The sequence below is a fragment of the Bacillus cereus group sp. MYBK222-1 genome (genome assembly GCF_051916425.1).
In the GTDB taxonomy this organism is placed as follows: Bacteria; Bacillota; Bacilli; order Bacillales; family Bacillaceae_G; genus Bacillus_A; species Bacillus_A paranthracis.
Genome location: NZ_JBQAGP010000025.1, coordinates 1 through 1,448 on the forward strand (window position 1 = coordinate 1; position 1,448 = coordinate 1,448).

Below are 1,448 nucleotides of genomic sequence, written 5' to 3' on the forward strand. Positions count from 1 at the left end.
AAAGAAAAAGATTGTTGCTTCACGAATAGCGCTATTGCTGCCAAACGCTGAATCTAACTGCGCTGCCACTCCAACCAAAAGAAAAAGCACCACCTTTTTGGCGATGCCTTTGAATCCCACTTTACTTTTCAACTCACCGTTATATCCTGCTGCGAATACTCCTGTGATATAGTCGATAGCTGCCATGATAACTAGAACTTTCAATGTTGTATCCCATCCTCCCAAAAAGTACCCGCAAAAAGCTCCGAAGGTAGCTATAAATGTTTTCATTAATACATCAATACGATCCATCTTTTCATCTCCTTTTTATGCTGCAAAACAACTTGGATCCATTCCGAAAATATCTGCAATATCTTCCTCACTCCTATCTTTTAAATAGGATTGTGTTGTTGAAATATCCGAATGATTAGCAAGTGATTTTAATTTTTCGAGTGGTACACCTTGCACTTTTAAATTATCTAATCTGCTATGACGAAAACAGTGAGGATTAATTTTATATTCCTTACCTTCTTTTTCGTATAACATCTTAGCGAATATCTTGCACCAGTAATTAAATACGCTCTTATTTAAAAGTTTCCGTTCACCATTCTTATAAACTCGTACGAACAAATCTGGAATAGCATCTTTACCGCGCTGTTCTATATATAAACGAATACATTTCTGTACTCGGGGATTATAATACAATCTGAATTTCTTACCTCGCTTACCACGTACTACATTCGTAAAATAACGTTCTGTTAGTTCTTCTTTTTGAACTTGGTAAACTTCATTCTTCCTTGCCGCACTGTAGTAAGAAAGTGCCAAATAAGTCGCTAACATATATTTTTCTTGTTTAAGTAATTCATCGATTAACCACTCAATTTGTTCTTCACTAATAAAAGTAATTTCTCTGACTGGATTTTTAGGTAATCCGCGGACCCGCGAACCTACATTAAATTCATACTCATAGTCATCATCGTCCGCACAAAATTCAAGTGCTGAACGCAATGCACTCATTAATCCATTCACACGTGCATTAGACATTCCCAGCTCTTGAAAAATAATAGATAAGTTCCGAATATCTTTACGTGTTAATTCAGTTAGATTTTTATTTTCGAAGTGTTCATGTATTAGAAACAAAATAATTCGTAAATCCCAATTGTATTGTTTTAAAGTGCTTGCCGCTTTCCCTTGTGCTTTCTTTTCGATTAGAAAATCTTTGACTAGGTTTTTGTTTTCTTGGCTAACATGCTTTTCATAAATTGCTTGGTCTACTATTCGTTTCACAATGATCATCTCCTCAAAATAAAAAGAGAAGCGAAATCGCTCCTCTTGATCTATGAATTGAATTTTTACTCAAAGCCGTATTTTATTCAAAAGTCTAAATCTGTTCTAATCCGTATTTCCAAAAAAATCGCTATAACCTTTAAACATAAAAATTCGATTCTAAAATTACTGCAAAAGGAATG

The 1,448-nt window shown here is 34.5% G+C and carries 2 protein-coding genes; both read right to left on the bottom strand.

The genetic code is table 11. The features are described 5' to 3' along the window. Positions 1 to 291: phage holin family protein (locus ACTFR9_RS27530; protein WP_440049082.1), on the bottom strand; the 291-nt coding region annotated here is incomplete at its 3' end. Between the two features lie 15 nt (positions 292 to 306). Then, positions 307 to 1,266, bottom strand: a complete 960-nt coding sequence (locus ACTFR9_RS27535; protein WP_229131534.1) for a tyrosine-type recombinase/integrase — start codon at positions 1,264 to 1,266, stop codon at positions 307 to 309. Between the last annotated feature and the right edge of the window lie 182 nt (positions 1,267 to 1,448).